22 protein-coding genes are annotated in these 22,531 nt (G+C 71.3%); 4 read left to right on the top strand and 18 right to left on the bottom strand.

Annotated features, from left to right (window positions below; genetic code table 11):
- Positions 1-36: 36 nt before the first annotated feature.
- Entirely contained in the window at positions 37-960 is a 924-nt protein-coding gene (locus HC031_RS01910; protein ID WP_167923358.1) for an NADP-dependent oxidoreductase, read from the bottom strand.
- A gap of 356 nt (positions 961-1,316) precedes the next feature.
- Between HC031_RS01910 and HC031_RS01905 the strand changes: the two genes are divergently transcribed.
- The gene (locus tag HC031_RS01905; protein ID WP_167923357.1) at positions 1,317-1,607 is read left to right on the top strand and encodes a metal-sensing transcriptional repressor; all 291 of its coding nucleotides are present in this window, start codon (positions 1,317-1,319) and stop codon (positions 1,605-1,607) included.
- A gap of 38 nt (positions 1,608-1,645) precedes the next feature.
- On the opposite strand, the gene HC031_RS01900 is transcribed toward HC031_RS01905, so the two are convergent.
- The 3 genes from HC031_RS01900 to HC031_RS01890 are packed head-to-tail and all read right to left on the bottom strand — an operon-like array spanning position 1,646 to position 5,042.
- Positions 1,646-3,871, bottom strand: a complete 2,226-nt coding sequence (locus HC031_RS01900; RefSeq protein ID WP_167923356.1) for a heavy metal translocating P-type ATPase — start codon at positions 3,869-3,871, stop codon at positions 1,646-1,648.
- Complete coding sequence (locus tag HC031_RS01895; protein WP_167923031.1) at positions 3,868-4,836, bottom strand: hypothetical protein; 969 nt, start codon at positions 4,834-4,836, stop codon at positions 3,868-3,870. The genes HC031_RS01900 and HC031_RS01895 overlap by 4 nt, the downstream gene beginning before the upstream one ends.
- A complete protein-coding gene (locus tag HC031_RS01890) occupies positions 4,833-5,042 on the bottom strand; it encodes a heavy-metal-associated domain-containing protein (RefSeq protein WP_167923355.1) in 210 nt (69 codons plus the stop codon). The genes HC031_RS01895 and HC031_RS01890 overlap by 4 nt, the downstream gene beginning before the upstream one ends.
- Before the next feature lie 146 nt (positions 5,043-5,188).
- Between HC031_RS01890 and HC031_RS01885 the strand changes: the two genes are divergently transcribed.
- Complete coding sequence (locus tag HC031_RS01885) at positions 5,189-5,770, top strand: hypothetical protein (protein WP_167923354.1); 582 nt, start codon at positions 5,189-5,191, stop codon at positions 5,768-5,770.
- Here HC031_RS01885 and HC031_RS01880 read toward each other — a convergent pair.
- The 5 genes from HC031_RS01880 to trmB all read right to left on the bottom strand — a co-directional run bounded on the left by HC031_RS01880 (position 5,749) and on the right by trmB (position 10,325).
- Positions 5,749-5,994 (bottom strand): DUF5326 family protein, encoded by a 246-nt coding sequence (locus HC031_RS01880; RefSeq protein WP_167923353.1) that lies wholly within the window; start codon positions 5,992-5,994, stop codon positions 5,749-5,751. The two genes, HC031_RS01885 and HC031_RS01880, sit on opposite strands and share 22 nt — an antisense overlap.
- Positions 5,995-6,086: 92 nt before the next feature.
- Positions 6,087-6,851 carry an SDR family NAD(P)-dependent oxidoreductase gene (locus HC031_RS01875; RefSeq protein WP_167923352.1) on the bottom strand — a complete coding sequence of 255 codons (765 nt, stop codon included), beginning with the start codon at positions 6,849-6,851 and terminating at the stop codon, positions 6,087-6,089.
- 52 nt (positions 6,852-6,903) lie between these two features.
- Positions 6,904-9,402, bottom strand: a complete 2,499-nt coding sequence (locus HC031_RS01870; RefSeq protein WP_167923351.1) for a DEAD/DEAH box helicase — start codon at positions 9,400-9,402, stop codon at positions 6,904-6,906.
- Positions 9,389-9,541, bottom strand: a complete 153-nt coding sequence (locus HC031_RS01865; protein WP_167923350.1) for a hypothetical protein — start codon at positions 9,539-9,541, stop codon at positions 9,389-9,391. Before HC031_RS01865 ends, HC031_RS01870 begins: the two co-directional genes overlap by 14 nt.
- Positions 9,542-9,614: 73 nt before the next feature.
- A complete protein-coding gene (gene trmB, locus HC031_RS01860; RefSeq protein WP_167923349.1) occupies positions 9,615-10,325 on the bottom strand; it encodes a tRNA (guanosine(46)-N7)-methyltransferase TrmB in 711 nt (236 codons plus the stop codon).
- A gap of 103 nt (positions 10,326-10,428) precedes the next feature.
- Between trmB and HC031_RS01855 the strand changes: the two genes are divergently transcribed.
- On the top strand, positions 10,429-11,649 hold the full coding sequence (locus HC031_RS01855; RefSeq protein ID WP_167923348.1) for a cytochrome P450: 1,221 nt from the start codon (positions 10,429-10,431) through the stop codon (positions 11,647-11,649).
- A gap of 46 nt (positions 11,650-11,695) precedes the next feature.
- Here HC031_RS01855 and HC031_RS34210 read toward each other — a convergent pair whose 3' ends face one another.
- Both HC031_RS34210 and HC031_RS01845 read right to left on the bottom strand, forming a co-directional pair.
- Positions 11,696-13,198 carry a diguanylate cyclase gene (locus HC031_RS34210; RefSeq protein ID WP_167923347.1) on the bottom strand — a complete coding sequence of 501 codons (1,503 nt, stop codon included), beginning with the start codon at positions 13,196-13,198 and terminating at the stop codon, positions 11,696-11,698.
- A 148-nt stretch (positions 13,199-13,346) separates the two neighbouring features.
- Positions 13,347-14,480, bottom strand: a complete 1,134-nt coding sequence (locus HC031_RS01845; RefSeq protein WP_167923346.1) for an Ig-like domain-containing protein — start codon at positions 14,478-14,480, stop codon at positions 13,347-13,349.
- A 367-nt stretch (positions 14,481-14,847) separates the two neighbouring features.
- On the opposite strand from HC031_RS01845, the gene HC031_RS01840 reads away from it, so the two are divergent.
- Positions 14,848-15,009 (top strand): hypothetical protein, encoded by a 162-nt coding sequence (locus HC031_RS01840; RefSeq protein ID WP_167923345.1) that lies wholly within the window; start codon positions 14,848-14,850, stop codon positions 15,007-15,009.
- Positions 15,010-15,013: 4 nt separating this feature from the next.
- Here HC031_RS01840 and HC031_RS01835 read toward each other — a convergent pair whose 3' ends face one another.
- The 7 genes from HC031_RS01835 to HC031_RS01805 form a co-directional block, all read right to left on the bottom strand.
- A complete protein-coding gene (locus tag HC031_RS01835) occupies positions 15,014-15,460 on the bottom strand; it encodes an SRPBCC domain-containing protein (RefSeq protein ID WP_167923344.1) in 447 nt (148 codons plus the stop codon).
- Positions 15,457-15,801: a metalloregulator ArsR/SmtB family transcription factor gene (locus HC031_RS01830; protein ID WP_167923343.1), complete on the bottom strand. Its 345-nt coding sequence runs from the start codon at positions 15,799-15,801 to the stop codon at positions 15,457-15,459. Before HC031_RS01830 ends, HC031_RS01835 begins: the two co-directional genes overlap by 4 nt.
- Before the next feature lie 124 nt (positions 15,802-15,925).
- Positions 15,926-16,744, bottom strand: a complete 819-nt coding sequence (locus HC031_RS01825) for an RNA polymerase sigma factor SigF (protein ID WP_420813588.1) — start codon at positions 16,742-16,744, stop codon at positions 15,926-15,928.
- Positions 16,745-17,141: 397 nt separating this feature from the next.
- Positions 17,142-19,628 (bottom strand): ABC transporter permease, encoded by a 2,487-nt coding sequence (locus HC031_RS01820; protein ID WP_167923341.1) that lies wholly within the window; start codon positions 19,626-19,628, stop codon positions 17,142-17,144.
- 6 nt (positions 19,629-19,634) lie between these two features.
- Positions 19,635-20,414 (bottom strand): ATP-binding cassette domain-containing protein, encoded by a 780-nt coding sequence (locus HC031_RS01815; protein ID WP_167923340.1) that lies wholly within the window; start codon positions 20,412-20,414, stop codon positions 19,635-19,637.
- 124 nt (positions 20,415-20,538) lie between these two features.
- Positions 20,539-21,228, bottom strand: coding sequence for a response regulator (locus HC031_RS01810; RefSeq protein ID WP_167923339.1), 690 nt, complete (start codon positions 21,226-21,228; stop codon positions 20,539-20,541).
- Complete coding sequence (locus tag HC031_RS01805; RefSeq protein ID WP_167923338.1) at positions 21,225-22,475, bottom strand: sensor histidine kinase; 1,251 nt, start codon at positions 22,473-22,475, stop codon at positions 21,225-21,227. Before HC031_RS01805 ends, HC031_RS01810 begins: the two co-directional genes overlap by 4 nt.
- Between the last annotated feature and the right edge of the window lie 56 nt (positions 22,476-22,531).

The following is a 22,531-nucleotide window of genomic DNA, read 5'->3' as shown; positions in this document are numbered from 1 at the left end:
GAACCGATCGGCGCGCGAGCCGCCGCTGAGACGGCGTCAATCGTCGTTGACGCTCAGTACGATCTTGCCGCGCGTGTGTCCGCGTTCGACCTCGGTGTGGGCGGCAGGCGCATCTTCGAGGTCGAAGCGGGCCGAGATGATGAGAGCGACCGTACCCTCGTCAAGGATCGGCGCGAGCCGTGCCAGCCGCCGGCCGTCCATCGGGCCCTGGTACCGCAGCAGTTGGACTCGCCGACCGGGTGGTATCTCGCCACCGGGAGCCGGGGTCGCGACCGCGCCACCGTCCCGGGTCGCGGCAACCGCGTCGGTGGTGGTCGCCGAGACGGTCGACAGCGCGGCATCGACGCCGTCGGGTGCGATCTCGCGCACGCGTTGCGGCCAGTCGGCCTCGTAGTGGTCGATCACGTCGGTGACCCCGAGCTTGTGCACGAAGTTGTGGTGATCCCGGCCTGCGGTGGCGATGACGTGGGCCCCGACATGAATGGCGAGCTGTGCCGCCAGGTGCCCCAGCCCGCCTGCCGCTGCGGTGACGAGCACGGTCTGCCCGCGCTGGACGGCGAGCACGTCGTGTATTCCGGCGTCGGCGGTCAGCAGGTCCACCGGCAGCGCCCCGGCCTCCCACAGCGCCAGCGCCATGGGTACGGGCGCCAGCCGATCCGGGCGGCAGGCCACGTAATCGGCGTACGCCCCACCCATGCCGATGTACCCGTACACCGGCTCGCCGTCGTGGAATCCGGCGTCGTCCCCGGATTTCCCGACGACCGTGCCGGCGCATTCGAACCCTGGAATGTAGGGCAGTTCAGTACCGAAACGACCTTGCCGCTGTGCCGCGTCCCACGGCCCGACCCCCGCGGAGTTGACTCTCACCAGCACTTCGCCCGGCTGTGGCTGCGGCAGCGGTACGTCCCGCAGCCGCAGAACGTCGGGGCCGCCGAACTGTTCGACGAGAATCGCGCGCATCGCGCCCCCTATCGGCTGGCCGCCCGCCGGCTGGTGACCCGCCGAGGAGTCCGTGACCTGCGGTTGAGCCCGTGGTGCGAGCCGTTGCCCGAGGCAAGGTTGGCGGCCTCGGTTACGGACCCTTTGTTTTGTAGCCTGCCACCGTAGGCCGACGGCGGCCACGCGACCGACCCGGGCCCCGCCTCAGGCCGACCACGTGAGGTGATCGGCCTGAGGCCGGGCCCGGGCGGCTCATCAGGTACGGGCGGCCGGCGGGGCGTGCCCGGCGGGCGGGCTCGGCCGGTGGCACCGGGAAGCGTCATCCGACCCGACGTCGACGCCCTTATACCCCCTGGGGGTTCCGGTACGATGAACCCGTGACAGCACCGACCCGCGGATACACCGCCACCAAGGACCAGTTGCTGAGCCGGCTACGCCGGATCGAAGGTCAGGTCCGCGGCATCGAGCGAATGGTCGAAGAGGACCGCTACTGCATCGACGTACTGACCCAGATCAGCGCCATCCAGGCCGCGCTCGACAAGGTGGCGCTGGGCCTGCTGGACGGCCACGCCCGCCACTGCATGATCACTGGTGCCGAGGAGGGCCGCAGCCAGGAGATGGCTGACGAGATAATGGCGGCCATCGGCAGGTTGATGAAGCGCGGCTGAGGCCTTAGATCTTGGGGCGTACGACACCGTATGCGATGTCAAGCTCCCCAAGATTCAGGAGCGAACCGACGCAGGCGCAGGCTGTTGGAGACGACGAACACCGACGAGAACGCCATCGCGGCACCAGCGATCATCGGGTTGAGCAGACCTGCGGCCGCGAGCGGCAGGGCAGCGACGTTGTACGCGAACGCCCAGAACAGGTTGCCGTGGATGGTGCGCAAGGTCCGCCGGGACAGCCGGATCGCGTCGACCGCGGCGCGCAGGTCGCCACGTACCAGGGTCAGGTCCGACGCCTCGATCGCGACGTCCGTACCGGTGCCCATGGCCAGCCCGAGGTCCGCCTGGGCCAGCGCCGCCGCGTCGTTGACCCCGTCCCCGACCATGGCCACGACCCGCCCCTCGGCCTGCAACTTCTTCACCACGTCGACCTTGTCGGCGGGTAGCACCTCAGCGATGGTCTGCTCGATACCGACCTCGGCCGCGACCGCGTCCGCCACCACGGCGTTGTCACCGGTCAGCAGCACCGGGTACAGGCCCAGCTCACGTAGCCGCCGGATCGCTTCCCGGCTGGTCGGCTTGACCGTGTCCGCCACGGCGAGCACGCCCCGCGCGCGGCCGTCCCAGCCGACGACGACCGCGGTGCGGCCGGCCGCCTCGATGTCGGCCACCGCGCGGGTCACCGGCTCCGGCGCGGTCAGACCGTGCCGTTCCAGCAGCCGCAGCCGTCCGGCGACCGCGTCGCGGCCGTCGACCGTACCGGTCACTCCCAGACCTTCCGCGTTGGCGAACCCGTCGACCGGCGGCAGCGTACCGACCCGGTCGGCGGCCGCCCGGGCGACCGCCTTCGCGATCGGGTGCTCGGACGCGGCTTCGAGTGCGCCTGCCACCCGGAGCAGCTCGTCGGCATCGTCCCCGACGACCTCGACAGACATCCGCCCGGTGGTCACGGTGCCGGTCTTGTCGAGCAGGACGGTGTCGACACGACGCGTGGATTCCAGCACCTCGGGGCCTTTCACGAGGATCCCGAGCTGCGCGCCGCGACCGGTGCCGACCAGCAGCGCGGTCGGCGTGGCCAGGCCGAGCGCGCACGGACAGGCGATGATCAGTACAGCCACGGCCGCGGTGAACGCCGCCGTGGGCCCCGCGCCGGCCCCGAGCCAGAAGCCGAGGGTACCGACCGCCAACGCGATCACGATGGGCACGAAGACCGCCGAGACGCGGTCGGCCAGGCGCTGAACGGCCGCCTTGCCGTTCTGGGCGTCCTCGACGAGCCGGGCCATCTGCGCCAGCTGGGTGTCCGCGCCGACCCGGGTAGCGCGTACGACCAGCCGACCCCCGGCGTTGAGCGTGGCGCCGACGACGGCGTCCCCCGGCCCGACCTCGACGGGCACCGACTCGCCGGTGAGCATCGACGCGTCAACGGCTGAGCTGCCCTCCTCGACGACCCCATCGGTGGCGATCTTCTCGCCGGGGCGGACCACGAACCGGTCCCCGACCGCCAACTGCTCGACCGGGATCCGGACCTCACCGCCGCCCCGCAGGACCGCGACGTCCCTGGCGCCGAGTTCGAGCAGGGCGCGCAGCGCCGCACCGGCGCGGCGCTTGGACCGGCTCTCGAAGTACCGCCCGGCGAGCAGGAAGAGGGTGACCCCGGCCGCGGTCTCCAGGTACAGGTTTCCGGCGCCGTCGGTACGGGCGATGCTGAGCGTGAACTCGTGCCGCATGCCGGGCATCCCCGCGGTACCGAAGAACAGCGCCCACAGCGACCAGCCGAACGCCGCCAGGGTGCCCAGCGAGATGAGGGTGTCCATGGTCGCCGCGCCGTGGCGCAGGTTGATCGCGGCCGCACGGTGGAACGGCGCGCCGCCGTAGACCACCACCGGACCGGCCAGCGCCAGTGCGAGCCACTGCCAGTTCGTGAACTGCCACGCCGGGACCATCGACAGCGCGACCACCGGGACGGTCAGGACGAGCGAGACCCACAACCGGGTACGCAGCGACGTCAGCTCGTCGGCAGGAGCGGCTGCGGCGGGAGCGGCTTCAGCCGGCGCGGACGGTGGCGGAAGCTCGGCGGTGTACCCGGTCTTCTCCACGGTCGCGATCAGGTCCTGCGGGGTCACGCCGTCCGCGTACACGATCTTCGCCTTCTCGGTGGCGTAGTTGACCGTGGCCTGGACGCCGTCCATGCGGTTGAGCTTCTTCTCGATGCGGGCCGCGCAGGAGGCGCACGTCATGCCGCCGATCGACAGCTCGATCTGGGTCATGACGCATCCCTCGCAACCGCGGTGAACTCGGCGGTGTGTACCCGGCCGGCGTGCTGAAAGTCCAGGTACAGCCGGTACGCGCCGCCGCTGGGTACCTCCGCGTGGAAGGTGATCTCCGGTCCGGCCGCGGTACGCCCGTCGCCGGGCTCGCCGTCGGGGTGTACGTGCAGGTAGGCCAGGTCACCGTCGCGGAGCGCGACCAGGTGGCCGTACGCGCCGAGGTACGGCTGGAGGTCGGTGACCGGCCTGCCGTCCCGGCTGACGCGCAGGGTCACCCTGCTGGCGCTGCCGGCGGTCAGGTCACCGGACAGCTCGACGGTGTAGCCGTCGACGGCGGTGGTGCGGGCCGGCGCCGGCAGCGGCGTCGGCCGGTAGTCGCCGGCGGCCGGCAGGTCGGCCCCCAGGGTCAGCGCCGCCACCCGCCCGGCCGGCTGGAAGTCGGTGAAGATCCGGTACTGGCCCGCTGCCGGCACCGTGAGCGGTACCCGCCAGGTGCCGTCGCCCGCCAGCGTCGGGTGCAGGTGCTGGAACCCGGCGAGGTCCCGGCGCACCACGATCAGGTGCAGGTCCCGCGTGTGCGTCGGGGTGTACCGGGTGACCGGCGCGCCGTCCGGCCCGATGATCTGGAAGGCGAGGTCGGTGACGGCACCGGCCGTGAGGCTGGTCGTGACCGGCTTGAGCCGGTAGCCGTCCTGACTGTTCTGCAAGCCCCCGGGCAGCGCGGCGCCGGCCATGTCGCCGTGCCCGCCGGCCATGTCGCCGTGCCCGCCGGCCATGTCGCCGTGTCCGGCGGCCATGTCACCGTGCCCGCCAGCCGTGTGACCGTGCCCGGCGGCCGTCGCGTGCGCCGAGCGGGGAGCCGCGGCCGCCGGTGAGACCACCTTGCCGAGCCCGGCGGCGGCGGCGAACAGGACCACCAGGCCGAGGACGTACGCCGCGAGCCTGGCCGGAGCGGGCAGGGTCACTTCACGACCTCGTACCCGGCCTCGTCGACCGCTGCCGCCACGGCGGCGTCGTCGAGCGGCGCGTCACTGGTCACGGTGACGGCGCCGGTGGACAGGTCGACGTTGACATCGGTGACCCCGTCGAGCTGGCTGATCTCCGACGTCACCGCGTTGACGCAGTGGCCACAGGTCATGCCGGAAACGGTGTACGTCGCGGTGGTCGCCATGGCGCGCTCCTCGTCCAGGAAGGGTCCGTTAATCAGCTACACCATACCCCTAGGGGGTATCTTCACCAAGCCTGTCGCCTGTGATCGTGCAGACTTCACGGCGCCGTGACCACGTAGACTCTTGAGGATCTTGGAGAGGGGCGGCGATGGACTGGCAGGTACTGCTGCTCGGCGGCGCCTCCGGCACCGGCAAGACGTCGCTCAGCTACCCGCTGGCCCGCCGGTACGGCACGCCGATCGTCGAGGTCGACGACCTCGTCGAGGCGCTTCAAGCGATCACCACGCCGGATCAGCAGCCACTCCTGCACTACTGGCGTACCCACCCGGAGGCGGCAACGTTTCCCCCCGAACGTGTGGTCGAGCTTCAGATCGCCATCGCGCGGGCGCTCTGGCCGGCGATCGAGGCGGTGATCGACAACCACGTACAGACGGGAACGCCGGTCATCGTCGAAGGCGACTATCTGCTCCCCTGTCCGCTGCCGGCCGGCGTCCGGGCCGTATTCGTCCACGAACCCGACGTGGAGCAACTGGTGCGCAACTACGGGCAGCGAGAACCGCACGCGGGCGTACAGCGGGACCGGGCGGAGGCGAGCGCGCGCTACGGCGACTGGCTGGCGGCGCAGGCGCAGCGGCACGGGCACCCGGTCGTCCCGGTCCGCCCCTGGGACACCGCGCTGGACCGGGTGTACGAACTGCTAGACGAGCCTCAGCGGTCGCGCGTCCGGTAGGTCTGCGCGGCCGCCTCGATCCGCCGCCGGTTACGCGTGCCCGGCCCGACTGCCCGCTTCGCCCGCCGGTAGAGGTAGACCGCGCCGCCCGCGACCAGCGCGCCCACCACGAGGTAGAACGCCAGGCCGAGCAGCGCCTTGAACAGCCAGACGGCCAGCGTGCCGAGCAGCACCAGCCCGACCAGCGGCAGGACGAGCCAGGCCAGCAAGCGCGCCGTGTTCATGGATCCTCCACTTCGCGTCGGCGGCCCGACGCACCGACTCCAGCGTGACGCGCCCGCGCAACCGCCGCCATCAGGAAATTCCCTGAGATCGGTCACGCCTCCTGCTCGGTGGGGCGGATGAGGACCTCGTTGACCGCGACGTGCCGGGGGCGGGTGACTATGTAGCTGACGGCGTCGGCGATGTCGGCCGACCGCAGCCGCTCCAGCCCCGTGAACCGCTGGTCGAGCTCGGCCAGGATCTCCGGCCGGTTGTGGGAGAGCAGTTCGGTCTCGACCGCGCCCGGCTCGACGAGCGACACCCGTACGTGCCGGGCGGTCACCTCCTGGCGGAGCGCCTCGCTGAACGCACCGACCGCATGCTTGGTCGCGTTGTAGACCCCGCTGCCCCGGGTCGCGCGCCGGCCGGCCACCGAGCTGATGTTGACCAGGTCGGCGACCCGTCGCGGGTCGCCGTCGGCCGCCCGGAGCAGGTGCGGCAGCGCGGCGTGGGCGCAGTAGAGCAGGCCGAGCAGGTTGACGTCGACCATTCGCCGCCACTCGTCGATCGGCGCGTGCACCGCCGGCCCGAGCAGCATCACCCCCGCGTTGTTGACCAGCGTGTCCAGTCGCCCCAGCTCGGCCACCGTGAGCTCCACCGCGTCGCGGGCCTGCTGTTCGTCGGCGACGTCGGCGGCGATCGTGAGGGCCGACCCGCCGCGGTCGCGCAGCTCGGTGGCGAGCGTCTCCAGCCGTTCGGCCCGGCGCGCCACGAGTGCGACCGCGGCGCCCTGCTCGGCCAGCGCCCGCGCCGCCGCCTCGCCGATGCCGCTCGAGGCGCCGGTGATCAGCGCCGCCGTGCCGTCCAGTCGATCAGGCATGGCTCCTCCCCCGAGAGCCGGCTGTGATCTACGTGCGAGCCTATCCCGCGCCTTAGACCGGCCCGACGTGCGTCACCCGTACCACCGCCGCGCCGGCCTCGTCCGACGCCGCCAGGTCGACCTCGGCGCCGATCCCCCAGTCGTGGTCTTCGGCGGGGTCGTCGAAGATCTGGCGTACGACCCAGCGGTCGCGCTGCTGGTCGATCACGAGCAGCGCCGGGCCACGGGCCTCGGGCCCGGTGCCGATGTCGTCGTACTCGTCGAAGTACGGCTCCAGCGCGGCCTCCCACGCCGCGGCGTCCCAGCCGTCCTCGCCGTCGAGCTCGCCGAGCTCGTCGTAGCGGCGCAGCGCGGCCAGCTCGACCCGGCGGAACAGCGCGTTGCGGACCAGTACCCGGAAAGCCCTGAGGTTGCGGGTCACCGCCGGTGGCTCGAGGGCCGCGACGACGGCGGCCGGGTCGTCGGTCGGGTTGCGCAGCCGCTCCCACTCGTCGATCAGGCTGGAGTCGACCTGCCGCACCAGCTCGCCGAGCCACTCCTCGAGGTCGACGAGCTCCTCGGTCTTGGCGTCGTCGGGCACGGTCTGCCGCAGCGCCTTGTACGCGTCGGCGAGGTAGCGCAGGACGAGGCCCTCGGATCGGGACAGCCCGTAGAAGCTGACGTACTCGGCGAAGGTCATCGCCCGCTCGTACATGTCGCGCGCGACCGACTTGGGCGCCAGCTCGTGGTCGGCGACCCAGGGATGGCCCCGCCGGTACATGTCGTACGCCGCGTCGAGCAGTTCGGCGAGCGGCTTGGGGTAGGTGACGTCTTCGAGCAGCTCGACCCGCGCCTCGTACTCGATGCCCTCGGCCTTCATGGCCGCGACCGCTTCGCCGCGCGCCTTGAACTGCTGTGCCGACAGCACCTGGCGCGGGTCGTCCAGGGTGGACTCGACGACGGACAGGACATCGAGGGCGTACGTCGGGGACTCACGGTCGAGCAGTTCGATGGCGGCCAGCGCGAACGGCGACAGCGGCTGGTTGAGCGCGAAGTTGAACTGGAGGTCGTCGGTCAGCCGCACCTTCCCGTCGACCGATTCCACCACACCGGCGGCGAGCAGCGCGCGGTAGATCGCGATCGCCCGCCGGATGTGGCGGCGCTGGGCCGGGCGCTCCTCGTGGTTGTCCTCGAGCAGGTGGCGCATCGCGCTAAAGGCGTCGCCGCCACCGTTGACGTTGGCCCGGCCGACGACGTTGAGCAGCATGGCGTGGCTGACCGCGAAGCTGGACTTCAACGGCTCGGGCTCGGCCGTGACGAGGCGCTCGAAGGTCGGCTTGCCCCAGCCGATCGAGCCCTCCGGCGGCTTCTTCTTCACGACCTTGCGCCGCTTCTTCGGGTCGTCGCCGGCCTTCGCGAGGGCCTTCTCGTTTTCGATGACGTGCTCGGGCGCCTGCACGACCACGTAGCCCATGGTGTCGTATCCGGCCCGGCCGGCGCGGCCGGCGATCTGGTGGAACTCGCGCGCCTGCAACAGCCGCGTCTTCGTACCGTCGAACTTGGACAGTCCGGTGAACAGGACGGTGCGGATCGGCACGTTGATCCCGACCCCGAGGGTGTCCGTGCCGCAGATGACCTTCAGCAGCCCGGCCTGGGCGAGGGTCTCCACCAGCCGGCGGTACTTGGGGAGCATGCCGGCGTGGTGGACGCCGATGCCGTGGCGTACCAGCCGGGACAGGACCTTGCCGAAGCCGGCGGTGAAGCGGAAGTTGCCGATCGCGTCGGCGATGGCGTCCTTCTCGGCCCGGGTACAGACGTTGACGCTCGTCAGGGCCTGCGCCCGCTCCAGCGCCGCCGCCTGGGTGAAGTGCACCACATAGACCGGGGCCTGGTGGGTGGAGAGCAGTTCCTCGAGGGTCTCGTGCAGCGGGGTGGTCGCGTACGAGAACATCAGCGGCACCGGGCGCTCGGCGCCCGTGACCACGGCGGTGGGCCGGCCAGTGCGCCGGGTGAGATCCTTTTCGAAGAAGCCGACGTCGCCGAGCGTCGCCGACATCAGAATGAACTGGGCCTGGGGCAGCTCGATCAGAGGCACCTGCCACGCCCAGCCGCGGTCCGGGTCGGCGTAGAAGTGGAACTCGTCCATGATCACCTGGCCGACGTCGGCCTCGGCGCCGTCCCGCAGCGCGATGTTGGCCAGGATCTCCGCCGTGCAGCAGATGATCGGCGCGTCCTCGTTGACGCTGGCGTCGCCGGTCAGCATGCCGACGTTGGACGGGCCGAACATGTCGCACAGGGCGAAGAACTTCTCCGACACCAGCGCCTTGATCGGCGCGGTGTAGAAGGTGGTGCGGTCGTCGGCCAGGGCGGCGAAGTGCGCGCCGGCGGCGACGAGGCTCTTGCCCGACCCGGTCGGCGTGCCCAGGATGACGTTGGCGCCGGAGACGATCTCGATGAGCGCCTCTTCCTGGTGGGGGTACAGGGCGAGGCCCTGGTCGGCGGCCCAGCCGGCGAAGGCTTCGAACACGGAGTCGGGGTCGGCGCTACGGGGCAGCCGGTCAGTGAGCGTCATGGCCGATCAATCGTGCCACGACGACGCCCAAATCCGCGATCTTGGACACCTGGCGGCATCCCGCGACCGGCACGACGCGCGCAATCACGACGCGCGCAATCACCGCGCGCGCAATCACCGCGCGCGCAATGTTGCACACATTGTTGCCTCCACGGCTCGGATAGCAGCAATATGTGACGCCTTGCGCGGATCTTGCGGATCTTGCGGATCTTTCAGCGGCGGGTGAAGATCAGGTCGAAGACGTCCCGACCGGCGTCCACCCCGCGCTGCTCGAACTTCGTCAGCGGCCGGTACCCCGGTCGGGGCGCATAGTCGTCGTAGGCGTTCCCCAGCTCCGGATCACCGCTCAGCGTCTCCAGCATCGCCGCCGCGTAGTCGGCCGAGTCGGTCGCGCAGTGCAGCGTGCCGCCCGGTACCAGCCGCGAACGCAGCAGCGCGACGTGCCGCGGCTGGATCAGCCGCCGCTTGTGGTGGCGCGCCTTCGGCCACGGGTCGGGGAAGAAGACGTGGATGGCGTCGACGGTCCGCGGCGCAAGCTGGTGGTCCACGACCTCCAGGGCATCACCGAGGGCGATCCGGACGTTGGTGAGCCCGCGCTCCTCGACGAGGGCGAGCAGGTTGGCGACGCCGGGGGTGTGTACGTCGACGGCGAGGTACCCACGCTCCGGGTCGGCGGCCGCCATGTCGGCGGTCGCCTCACCCATCCCCGACCCGATCTCCAGTACGACCGGCAGGCGGCGCCCGAAGAGGGCGTCGAGGTCGAGGGGCTGCCGAGTGACGGGCACCCCGTACACCGGCAGGAGCCGGTCCAGCGCGTCGCGGTGCCGGTCACCCATCCGACCGCGGCGGGGGTGGAAGGTGCGGATGTGCGGCAAGCGTTCACTGGTAGTCACAATGACAAGAGGGTACGTCGCGACTGACATCCGCCACGGCGCTGCCCGATTGCGCAGGCGGGCGGCGTGACCGTCGACCGCGCCGCGGACGCGCCGGTACCGTCGGGTTTCCGCCGGTGTTCGGAGGTGCCCCATGGCCCTGCCAAACGAAGCAGCCCTACCGCACGAGCCGATCCCGTATCCCTTCCCCTCGCCGCCGTCGCTGTACGACCCGGCGCCGGAGTACCTGCGCCTACTCGACAGCCAGCCGGTCGCGCCGGTGACGCTGCCCGACGGCGCTTCCGCGTGGCTGGTCACGCGGCACGCCGACGTCCGTCGGGTGCTCCGCGACCCCCGTTTCAGCCGCTCCGCCGCGGGCGGCCCCGATGCGCCGCGGGTCGGCCTCATGATCGCCGACGACTCGATCATCGGCATGGATCCGCCCGCCCACACCCGGCTGCGCAGGCTGGTGGCGAGCGCGTTCACCGTCCGGCGCGTCGAGGAGCTACGCCCCCGCGCGGCCGGGATCGTGGCCGCGCTGCTCGACCGGATGCAGGCCCTGCCACACCCGGTCGACCTGGTCGAGCACTTCTCGCTGCCGCTGCCGGTGCAGGTCATCTGCGAACTGCTCGGCGTGCCGGCCGACGATCGGCACCGGTTCCACTCCTGGTCGGACACGCTGATGGGCGACTGGCAGCAGGACCCGGTGGTGATGCAGGACGCGTTCGACGCCCTGTCGCGCTACATCGAGGACCTGATCACCGCCAAGCGCGCCGAGCCGGGCGACGACCTGATGACCGCGCTCATCGCGGCCCGGGACGACGAGGACCGGCTCTCCGAACGTGAGCTGGTCAACCTGTGCCTGGGCCTGCTGATCGCCGGCCACGAGACGACCGCCAATCAGATCAACATGTTCCTGCTCACCCTGCTGCGGGATCGCGTGGAGTGGGACCAGCTCCGCGCCGACCCCGACGCGATCCCGCGGGCGGTCGAGGAGCTGATGCGGTACGTCCAGCTCGGGGACGGCGGCGCGAGCCTTCCCCGCATCACCACCGAGGAGGTGGAGCTGGGCGGCGTACGGCTGCCGGCCGGCTCGGCGGTGCTGCCCGTCCTCGCGGCCGCCAACCGCGACCCGTCCGCGTTCGCCGACCCGAACCGGCTCGACCTGTCGCGTGCCGACAACCCACACCTCGGCTTCGGCGCGGGCGTGCACCACTGCCTGGGCGCCCAGCTGGCCCGGATGGAACTGCAGGAGGCGCTGCGGGGCCTGCTGCGCCGGCTACCCGACCTGCGCCTGGCGGTGCCCGAATCCGCGCTGCGGTTCAAGCCCGGCATGGTCGTGCGCAGCCTCGAGGCGCTGCCCGTCACCTGGTGAGACGTGCACCGCCGGCGCCGGGACGATCACGAGAAGGCGTGGATGTTCACGAGAAGGCGTGGATGTTCACCGGCCCGTACGTGGTGTACGTGCGGTTGCGGCCGGCCCGCTTCGCCACGTAGAGCGCCTGGTCGGCGGAGCGCATCAGCGCCTGGGGCGTGTCGCCGTCACGCGAGAGCATGGCCACGCCGACGGAGACGGTCACCCGTACCGACCCACCCTCACCGACCTCGACCCGGTCGTCGCTGATCACCGACCGCAACCGCTCGGCGACCAGCAGCGCCTCCCGGCCGTCGATCGCCGGCATGAGCACCATGAACCGGTCCGCGCTCTCCCGGGCCATCACGTCGCCGGGGCGCAGTACGCGGTGCAGCCGGGCCGCCACCTCGGCGAGCAGGATGTCGCCGGCCACGTTGCCGTACATCTCGTTGACGAGCAGGAAGTTGTCCACGTCGACGAGCAGGAAGGCCAGGTCGTTGCGGGCGTTGCGGGCCCGCATGAACTCTGTGCGGAACGTCTCGTCCAGGAACTGCCGGCTGTACGCGCCGGTCAGGCCGTCGTGGATCGCCAGCCGCTCGCGGACGTCGCCGAGACGACTCATCCGGACGACCATGAGCACGAAGAGCGCGCCGGTCACGAGGGAGACCTCGGGTATCCCGAGGCCGGACCCGCCACCCACGACGTAGCGGACCACGAGCAGCAGTAGCGGAAACAGGCCGGCCAGGGTGAGCACCACGAGCCGGGAGCGGCTGGCGCCCCGTACCACCACGGCGGCCCGCCGGTCCAGCGACGACATCGACGGGTGCAGCGCGGCGGCCCCGACCAGCACGTACGCCACCAGGAACGTCCAGTCCACCCAGGACGCGTAGCGGTCGTAGAGGTTCCGGGCCGTCAGCATGCCGTAGACCATGTCGCCCAGCAGCACCGTGACGAGGTTGCCGACCAGCAACCAGAAGGCCCTGGTCCGCGCTCCCACCCCGACAGCCAGCCGCAGCGCGACGGCGAGCAGGAGAATGTCCATGATCGGATAGGCCACCGAAACCGCCCGCTCAGCAACGCTGCCGTCACCCTGGGTCATCGGGCGAATCACGTACAGCCACCACACCAGCCCCAGGGGCAGCGCCAGCATGCTGGCGTCGACGAGCGCCGGAGAGTTCGAGTCGGGCGTACGCCGCCGGACGAACATCACCAACGACATCATTTGGAGCGGGTACGCGACCAGGTACGCGACGTCCCCGATACTCGGGTACGGGTCGGTATGGAACACGTTGCGGTAGATGGTGCCGATGAGGTCGCCGACGAGGTTCATGCCCTGCCCGGCGGCCAGCAGGTACCAGGGGGTCCGACCGGCCGGTCGGTGCATCCGGACGCCCACGACGATGGCGGCGGTCGCCGCGACCGGGAACAGCATGGATACCAGGTCCTGGACCAGTGACGACGCGCCGAAGGTCAGGAGCACGTAGTACCCGAGCAGGGCGCACGCCCCGCCGAGGAGGAACTGGGACCACCACTTCGGATGCTCGACGGACCGGGATGCCTCGATTGCCACCCGATCATCCTGCAACCCGTAACTTTTTGGCCTAACAATCGTTTGGGTCGAACTTCCATCCAAATAGGCGAAGCGATATGGACAGCCGCGCGACCTGACGGCGCGCGGCTGTTCATCGATCTCGTTGCCTGTCCGCCCGCGGGACCCCCTAGTGCTGGGCCGCGCTGCCCTTGACCCAGTCCGGCCAGCTGAAGGTCCAGTCCAGCAGGCCGTCGGTGGGCTGGAGCGGAAGCCCCGTGTTGCGCACGTCCACGACGTCGCCGGGACCGAAGTTCTGCACGAACCAGATCGCGTTGTCGGTGTTGACGTTGAGGCAGCCGTGCGAGGCGTCGCTGTTGCCCTGCTGGGCCTCGCTCCACGGCGCGGCGTGGATGTACTCACCCTCGTAGGAGATGTGGGTGGTCCACTCCACCATCGCGTCGTAGCCCATCGCTCCGGTCAGCCCGAAGCTCGCCGAGGTCATGCGGGTCTCCCGCTCGGTGCCGAGCACGACGTGCGGGCCGCTGCGGGTACGCAGGTCGATGTCGCCGATCTGCTCGTGCAGGCCCATCGCGGTCGGAACTTCCTTGACCAGCTTGCCGTCGATGAACACCTGGATCTGGTACGTCTTGTCGTCAGCGATGGCGATCTTGGACTGTCCGATGGTGAACGCGTAGGAGGTGTCCTTGTCCCCGTACACGCCACCGCCGAGGTTCTTGCCGTGGACGTTGGTGCTGACGGTCACTTTGGTGCCCGGCTTCCAGTACTCCGGCGGCCGCCAGTGCACCTCCTGGTCGTTGAACCAGTGCCAGGCGCCGTCGACGTGGGGCTCCGTGACGACCTGGAGTGCCTTCTCGGCCGCCGCCTTGTCGGTAACCGGCTCGCTGAAGTCGACGATGACCGGCTGACCCACCCCGTACGTCTGCTGCCCGCTCAGGTCCATGAACCTGTTGGCCTTCAGAGTCGGTGTGGCCAGCTTGCCCGGGTTCACCGTGGTGAACGTGCTGCTCTGCGTCAGGCGCCGCTTGTGCGGACCGACACCGGTGGCGGTGAGCTTGTACTGGCTGCCGTAATCGAGCGGAGCGGTGCTGTGCCAGGAGCGCTTGCCGGCGTCGAACGCTCCGGCCACCGCATTGTTCTGCGCGTCGGTCAGCGTGACCGTGTCCAGGACCGCGGACACGGTCGTCACGGTGACGACGTCGGCGGGAGCCGACGCGGCGTTGGCCGCCGTCGAGAGCACGATGGCGGGCGCCTGCTTCGCCTGCTGGCCGGCCTTGCCCTTAGCCGCCGCGTCCGTACTCACCGAAGACGCATCGGTGCAGGCGGCGGTCACCGCGAGGCTCAGTGTGACCGCCGCGAGACCGATGGTCCGCGCAGCCCGTGAGCCTCGGGCCGCGCCTCCGGAATGACACGGCTCACGACCCGGTGATCCTGTCATCCTGCTCCTTCCCCCATCTGTCGTCCCCCATTCGGCGGGGGTCGTATGCCTCCCCAGACTCGGTGGGGGTATGCGTCCGGTGCGCCATATGTCGGGGGAAGTCGGGCCGTTTTAGCGGTCGGGGGGAAACCCTCCACTGTGCGGGTTCGAACTGGTCGAATCCGGCAAGGTTGCGACCGGCGAGACCCGCGCGTACGAGATCCGGCCTGGGAGACGAGGGAGTTGGTGAGACATGTGGAGCTTCGGCGCGGTCGCCCTGGCCGAGCTAATCGGGCTGCTGGTGGGCTGGTTGATCTTCAAGATCACATCCCGCTGGTTCCCGCCGCTCCACCTTGTCGTCAAGTACATCGACCAGATGAGTCAGCACCACGCGGCCGTGGCAGGGCGGCGCTGATCCCTCACCGTGGGTGATGCGCGCCGGCCTCGTCCAGGATCTTGTCGAGCGCACGGAAGATCCCGGTCCGCCAGCCGTTGCCCATCCCCTGGAAGGCGAACGTCTGCGCCGCGTCATCGAGGTCGAAGCCCGCGTGCTCGACGAACAGCCGGGTGCCGCGACCTTCGGGTACGAGCGTCCAGGTGACCGTCGTGTCGAGGTTGCCGCCGACCCAGCTGATGCGCAGCATCCGCTCCGGTTCGACGGCGAGGACCTCACAGTGGACGATCCCGTCGAAGCCCACCTTCGGCATCGGCGTGGTGTGGAACGTGAACCGGTGGCCCACGTCCGGCTTGAAGTCGTTGGGCATGAGCCAGCTGGCCATCAGCTGCGGGTCGGTGAGCGCCCGCCAGACGCGCGCCGGGGAATGGGCCAGGTACTGGTCGGCCCGGATCGACTGCCGGTCGGTCACGACGGCTCCTCCTCATCGAGCAGGTCGCGCAGGTTGGCGAGCTTCTCCCGCCAGAAGCGCTCGTACGGTGTGAGCCAGTCCCGCACCCGGCGCAGCGGCGCCGCCTCGAGCCGGTAGTGCCGCTCGCGCCCGCTCCTGTGCTCGCTGATCAGACCGGCGTCCCGCAGCACCTTGAGATGCTCGGACACGCTCGGCCGGGCCATGTCGAAATGGGACGCGAGCCGCTGCACCGGCTGCGGCCCCTCCTCGAGCAGCAGCCGTAGCAGCTCGCGGCGGGTCGGGTTGGCCAGTGCGGCGAACACGTCGGTCGCGGCGCTGCCGGCCGCAGCGTTCCTGGTCACACCAGCAGAATAGGTAGGAGATTTCCTACCAGTCAAGTCCGTGCGGCGCGCCGCGCACACGGGTACGCCCCGCCTGACCGGACCGCAGGCGGACCGGAGAGGCGGGGCGTACCCGTTGGACGCGTCAGAAGCGACGGGCGTCGGCGACGAGACCGTCGCGCAGCACGCTCATCGCGTGCGCGAGCAGTCGCGACACGTGCATCTGGGAGATCCCCATCTCCGCGGCGATCTGCGACTGCGTCATGTTGCCGAAGAACCGCATCACGATGATGCGCTGCTCGCGCTGCGGGAGCTTGGCGATCAGCGGACGCAGCGCCTCGCGGTTCTCCACGTTCTCCATGTCGGGGTCGACGTCGCCGAGCATGTCGGCCAGCTCGGTGCCGGACTCGTCGCCGGCCACCGGCGCGTGCAGGGACAGCGCCCGGTAGGCGTGACCCGACTCCATCGCCTCGATGATGTCGTCCTCACCGACGCTGAGGTGCTCGGCGAGCTCCGCGACGGTCGGCGAGTGGCCCAGCCGCTGGGCCAGGTCCCCGCTCGCCTTGCCGATGTCGAGGCGCAGCTCCTGGAGCCGACGCGGCACCCGGACATTCCAGCCCTTGTCACGGAAGTGGCGCTTGAGCTCACCGAGGATCATCGGGATCGCGTAGCTGGTGAACGCGGCGCCCCGGGAGTGGTCGTAGCCGTCCACGGACTTCACCAGCGCCAGGCACGCCACCTGCACCAGGTCGTCGAGCGGCTCGCCACGGTTGCGGAAACGGCGGGCGAGGTGCTCGGCGAGCGGGAGGTACGCCTCGATCAACCGCTGCCGGACGCGCGGACGGTCGGGGCTGTCAGCGGGAAGGTCGGCGAGAGCCGCGATGAGGGCCTTGGCGGCGACGTCGGCTTGCTTGGCCGCCCGGGTCGGCGTGGCGGCGGGCTCGGACTCGGTGGTGACGGTCACCGGGGTGTCGACCTCGGCGGTGGCGAGATCGTCGTCAAGACGGGTGCTGTGGTCCAGGGAGGTAGTCATCAGCGTCATCCTTCTCATGTCAGGTCGCGGCCGGCGCTGCGCACGAAGACACGTGCGGGCAGCACCCGACCAGGGAGCTAACGTCGCTCGACACCCGTTGCTTGAGTGCCGGGCGCAAGATGGTTTCGCTGGTGACGACCGCCGCTTCTTGACGACGTACACCGAACATCTCGGCCCGTATCCACCGTTCGGTGGATGCGTTGTCGTCAGGTTAGCCGACTCTGCGGCGAAGTCAAAGTCCCCCTTCCCCGTGATCCGGGTAACGCGGCGGAGTCCGCCCGGTACCGCCGGGCGGACTCCGGCACTGCCCGGGCGGACTCCGCCGCCACTACTCGACGCCGAGCGCCTCGACCACCGGGCGTCGTACCGCGCGCCTGGCCGGCAGCACCGACGCGGCGAGCGCCGCCACGGCCGCGACACCGAGGATGAGGCCCAGCCGCCCCCAGGGCACGGCGACGGTGAACTCGCCGCCCATGCCGTTGAGGAAGTTCATCGCCGCGGCGCTCACCGCGGTACCGAGGCCGACCCCGAGCACCGCGCCGACCAGCGCCATCAACACCGCCTCGACGGCGAGCATCGCGCGCATCCGCCCGGCGGTCATACCGACCGCCCGCAGCACCCCGTTCTCCCGGGTGCGCTCCACCACCGACAGCGTCAGGGTGTTGGCCACCCCGACCAGGGCGATGACCACCGCGAGGCCCAGCAGCGCCGTGACGAAGGCGAGCAGCATGTCCACCGTTCCGGTCAGCATCTTCTTGTAGGCGGCGCGGTCCATCACGTTCGCGGTCGGGTACTTCGCGACGATCGAGTCGAGGGCGTCCTGGGCCCGCTGCCGGGACACCCCGGCCGCCGGGTTCACCGCCGCGGTCACGGCCGGCACGTCCGGGAACGCCGCCGAGAAATCGGCGTCCGACAGCGCGATCCGGTACCCGGGCGGCACGTTCTCGATCGGGTCGGTCGGCCCGGTCGTGCCCTCCACGACGGCGACGACGCGGAACGCCCGGCCGGCCACCGTCGCCGTCGAGCCGACGTGCAGCCCCCTGGCGCGCGCCAGCGGCCCGTACACCAGCGCCGTGCCGGCGCCCAGCGCGCGCACGTCACCCTCGACCACCCGCTTGAGGTCGCCGCCGACCAGCGCCGGGTGCGCCGAGGTGACCTCGACACCGTCGGTGACCGTCTGCCGCGGCAGGTACACCAGGCCGAACTCGCGGCGGTGCCGCAGGTCGTCCACCAGCGGCGCGGGCAACGCCGTACCGACCCCGACCACCAGGTAGTCCGCGCCGACCTTCCGGTCGACGCTGCGCTCGATGCCGGCCTTCGCGCTCTGCGCGCTGACCACGAACGACGACACCAGACCGATCCCGATGACCAGCGCGGTGGCGGTGGCCGCGATCCGCCGCGGGTTGCGCACGGCGTTGGAGACGGCGATGGCCGCCGTCGCGCCGAGTACCCGCCGCAGCGGCCAGCCGAGCACCCGTACCAGCGCCGGGACCAGCACCGGTCCGAACAGCACGACGCCGGTGAACGTGAACACCGCACCCGCGCCGACGACCGCGATGCTGGTGGCCTTGCCGGCGTACCCGATCGCCGCCGCACCCGCCGCCAGGCTCACCGCGCCGGCGCCCAGTCGCACCCGAGCAGGAGGCCGGGCCATCTCCACGGCCGCGTCGGACAGCGCGGCAACGGGCGGCACGCGGGTGCCGCGCCAGGCGGGAACGACCGCGGCGCCGACCGTGACGACCGTGCCGATTCCGACCGACAGCACCACGGTGGAAAGGGTGAGCACGGGCCCGCCCTCCATCGGCTGCCCCATCGTGCGCAGCAGCGCCTGCATGCCCATCGCGGTGGCCGCGCCCACCGCCACGCCGGCGAGCGAGGCGAACAGCCCCACCGCGACCGACTCCAGCAGCACCGACCGGAACGCCTGCCCGCGCGTCGCGCCGACCAGACGCAGCAGCGCGGTCTCGCGGGCCCGCTGGGCCAGCACGATGGTGAAGGTGTTCGCGATGACGAACGCGGCGACGAGGACCGAGATCGCGGCGAACATGAGCAGCACCGTGTTGAACTGTGCGACGTTGCGTACCGCGTCCTTGAGGTTGGCGTCGAGCACCTGCTGGTGGGTCTTGACGGTCAGGCCCGCTCCGACCGCCACCGCGACCCGCTTCGCGAGGGCGTCCCGGGAGACGCCGGGGCTGCCGGCGACGACGATCCGGTCGTACCCCTTCGCACCGGTCACGCCGAGCGCGTCGGCGGCGACGAGGCCGATGAACGGGCCACCGACGTCCTTTGACGTCCCTGCCACGTCGACCACGCCGACCAGCGTGTACCCGGCGGCCGGGCGGTCACCGCCGCCGATCCGGACGGCCGATCCGAGCGTGAAATGCTGCTTGTCGACGGTACGGGTGTCGAGCACCGCCTCGCCGGCCCGCATCGGCAGCCGGCCCCGGGCCACCCGGTACGACTGGAGGGCCGGGTCGACCGGGATGCTCTCGACCACGGCGTAGCCGAGAACCGGCCGGCCGTTGCTGCCGAGTACGCCACCGGAGCCGCTGACCTCACCCTCGGCGGCCCGTACCCCATTGGTGGCGCGTACGCGGGAGAGCGTCGCCTCGTCCATGACCGATTGGCCGGCGGGGTAGACGGCGGCGTCGGTGTGGCGGTCGAACGTGCCGGCCTTGGCGTACGAGGCGGCCCGCATGCCGTCGGTCACCATGAGGGTGCCGGCGATGAACGCGACGCCGAGCACGATGGCCAGCGACGACAGCACCAGGCGCAGCGCGTGCGCCCGCAGCGACGCGAGCGTCAGCTTCAGCATCCGAAGTCACCGACCCGAGACCGCGGCAGCGGGAACGTCGAGGCCGGCCATGACGTCGAGCACCGTCTCGGCGGTCGGCTCGAAGAGGTCGCGGACCACCCGGCCGTCGGCGAGGAACACCACCCGGTCGGCCCGGGCCGCGGCCACCGGATCGTGCGTCACCATGATCACCGTTTGGCCGAGGCCGTCGACCGCGTCGCGCAACAGCCGCAGCACCTCCGTGCTGGAGCGCGAGTCGAGGTTGCCGGTCGGCTCGTCGGCGAACACCACCCACGGCCGGGTCACCAGCGCCCGCGCGAGCGCCACCCGCTGCTGCTGGCCGCCGGAGAGCTGGCTCGGCTTGTGGGACAGCCGGTCGCGCAGGCCGACGGCCGTGACGATCTGCTGGTACCACGCCGGGTCCGGCTTTCGCCCGGCGATCGCCAGCGGCAGCAGGATGTTCTCAGCCGCCGACAGCGCCGGCAGCAGGTTGAACCGCTGGAACACGAAGCCGACGTGATCGCGGCGCAGCAGCGCCAGGCGCTTGTCGTCGAGCCTGGTGACGTCGGCGTCACCGATGTGTACCGAGCCGGCGTCCGCCCGGTCCAGGCCGGCCAGGCAGTGCATCAACGTGGACTTGCCGGAGCCCGACGGGCCCATGATCGCGGTGAACCGACCGGCGGCGAAGTCGGCGTCCACCGCGTCCAGCGCGGTCACGGCGGCATCCCCGTGACCGTAGACCTTGGTGAGGCCGCGGGCGGCGACGGCGGTGCTGGTGCGGACGTGCGGCGGCGAGACGGCGGACACGGGTACTCCCTGCTCAATAGCGGTTGCTGACAGGTACCGACGCTACGGCGCAGTCGTGCCTGTCGATCTCCACCGCAGCTCTCGACCTGTCTCGCCCGCAGGTCGCACGCCTAGGGAGCTACCCCTACGACCCAGGTCGTAGAAGGTCGGCGGTGCCCGGGGTCACCAGGCCCGTCTCGTACGCGAGGACCACCGCCTGTACCCGGTCACGCAGCCCCAGCTTCCCCAGGATCTTGCCGATGTGGGTCTTGACGGTCGCCTCGGCGACGTGGAGCCGGGCACCGATCTCCGCGTTGGACAGTCCCTGCGCGACAAGCAGCAGCACGTCCCGCTCCCGCTCGGTGAGCTGGTCGAGCCGGGGGTCGGTACGGGGCCCGCCCGACAGCTGGCCGGCGAACCGGTCGAGCAGCCGGCGGGTGATGCCCGGCGCGACCACGGCGTCGCCGCTGGCGACCACCCGGATGGCGGCCAGCAGCTCCTCGGGCGGCACGTTCTTGAGCAGAAACCCGCTGGCCCCCGCCTGGAGCGCGGCGAACGCGTCGGCCTCGGTGTCGAACGTGGTCAGCACGAGTACCCGCGGGCACCGGCCACCGGCCGCCTGACACAGCCGCCGGGTCGCCTCCACGCCGTCCATCGTGGGCATCCGGATGTCCATGACGACGACGTCGGCCTCGGTACGGGCGAGCACGCGCAGCGCGTCCGCGCCGTCGATCGCCTCGCCGACGACCTCCATGTCGTCCTGCGAGCCGAGCACCATCTTGAACCCGGCCCGCACCAACGCCTGGTCGTCCACGATCACCACGCGGATCGTCATGCCGTCACCTCCTGGGGCGCCGGCCGCCTCGACGGCAGCGGCAGCCGCACCGCCACCTCCCACCCCCCGGCCAACCGCGGGCCGGCGTGGAAGCAGCCACCGTACACGGCCACGCGCTCACGCATGCCGACCAGCCCGTGCCCGCCGGAGGGCGGCGGGGTGCCGGCGGCCCCGTCGCCGCCGTCGTCGACGATCCGCACCCCGATCTCGCCGTCCCTGGAGTAGTCGAGGACGAGGTCCACCCGGGCGCCGGGTCCGGCGTACTTGAGCGCGTTGGTCAGCGACTCCTGCACGATCCGGTACACCGTCAGGTCCAGGCCGGCCGGCAGCTCGGTCGGCCGGCCGTGCACCGCGTCCCGGACCACCAGGCCGGCGACCCGGGACCGGTCGAGCAGCGCGTTCAGCTCACCCAGCGCGGGGCGCCGCAGCTGGGCGTCCGTGCCGATGCCGTCCGCGACACCCGGGCCGACGTCGATGATCGTGGCTCCGTTGACGCCGTCCGGGGCCGTGGGCGGCGCGGCCTCCCGCAGGATGCCGACGAGCCGGCGCATCTCCTGGAGGGCCTCGCGGCCGGTGCCTGCGACGACCTCGATCGCCCCGCGGGCCGCCGTCGGGTCCCGGTCGATGGTGTACGCCGCGCCGTCGGCCTGGGCGATCATCACCGCAAGGCTGTGCGCGACGACGTCGTGCAGCTCACGGGCGATCCGGGTGCGCTCCTCGGCGACCGCCGCGCGGGCGAGGGCGTCGCGCTCCCGCTCGAGGGTGGCGGCCCGCTCCTCCAGGCTGACCACGTACAGCCGGCGGGTGCGCAGGTTGAGCGCGACCAACCAGAACGCGCCGCTCACCAGCGTCTCGAACACGACCGTGGCCCACCGGGATCCGGACGCGAACCGCGCGTCGAGCACGATCCCGGCCAGCATGACGGCGGCGGCGACGAGGCCGTGGCGCAGCCGGTCGGCGTACTTGACGACGCTGTACATGGCGACCAGCACGGCGACGTCGAACGCCTGCGCCTTCGCGCCGAACAGCGTCTGGAGCAGGGCGAGCACCGCCACCGCGACGCCGGCGGCGGTGGGTCGGGTACGTCGGAACAGCACGGCGACCGCCATCGCGAGGCCGATCAGGGCCAGCCCCCAGCTGCCGTGCTGCGCCATGACCGTAAGGAACGCGAACACGAGGACGCCGAACGCGATGGCGACGTCGAAGACGACGCTCCGCAGCGGGCGGCCGAATGCCGTACGTGCCATGGGTACCGAGCCTAGAAGATCAACAGGTTCGGCGGGCCTACCCGGCACGAATACGT

Source organism: Planosporangium thailandense, from assembly GCF_011947195.1.
In the GTDB taxonomy this organism is placed as follows: domain Bacteria; phylum Actinomycetota; class Actinomycetes; order Mycobacteriales; family Micromonosporaceae; genus Planosporangium; species Planosporangium thailandense.
The sequence above is the reverse complement of the archived record's forward strand: the minus strand, read 5'-3'. Positions and strand labels throughout refer to the sequence as shown.